Source organism: Pseudoxanthomonas kalamensis DSM 18571 (assembly GCF_010211745.1).
Classification (GTDB): domain Bacteria; phylum Pseudomonadota; class Gammaproteobacteria; order Xanthomonadales; family Xanthomonadaceae; genus Pseudoxanthomonas_A; species Pseudoxanthomonas_A kalamensis.
On record NZ_PDWQ01000128.1, the window covers coordinates 1 to 535 of the forward strand.

The 535-nt window shown below is 74.8% G+C and carries 1 protein-coding gene; it reads right to left on the reverse strand.

Translation table 11 applies throughout. The features are described 5' to 3' along the window. Positions 1–188: 188 nt before the first annotated feature. Positions 189–535: glutathione binding-like protein (locus tag CSC70_RS14350; protein ID WP_211369519.1), on the reverse strand; the 347-nt coding region annotated here is incomplete at its 5' end.

Here is a 535-nt window from a genome sequence, read left to right on the forward strand (position 1 = left end):
CGAAGCGGGCGGGGGTACCGGCGGAAGGAAAGGCCTGCCCCGGCGCCGCCACGTGGCCGCGGGTGCTGGGCGTGGCAAAGAAGGGCCAGGGCCTGGGGGGCAGGCCCGCCGGCATCGCCTGGATGGGCGCCGGCCGGCGCCTCCCCGCCGCGCCCTGAGCAGCAAACGCCGCGCGCAGCGAGCCTGGCTCAGCCGTGCGCGCTTCCCAGCAGCTCGAACGGGCCACCCTGCTGCAGCGCGCGCTGGTAGGCGGGGCGCTGTTCGATCCGCTGCACGAACCCGGCCAGGTTCGGATGCGCCTGCAGGCCGATGCGCGCCGCCGCGGCCTGCACCGGGAAGCTCATCTGCACGTCCGCCGCGGTGAAGCGGTCGCCAGCGAACCAGCCGGTCTCGGCTAGCTCGCGCTCCATCCAGTCCAGGTGCAGGCGCACCTGCGGCCCGACGAAGCCGCGCATCGCCTTATCGACGATGGCCTTGGCGATCGGCCGCGCGAAGAACGGCATCTTCGCCGAGCGGGTCCGCCCGAACCCCAGGC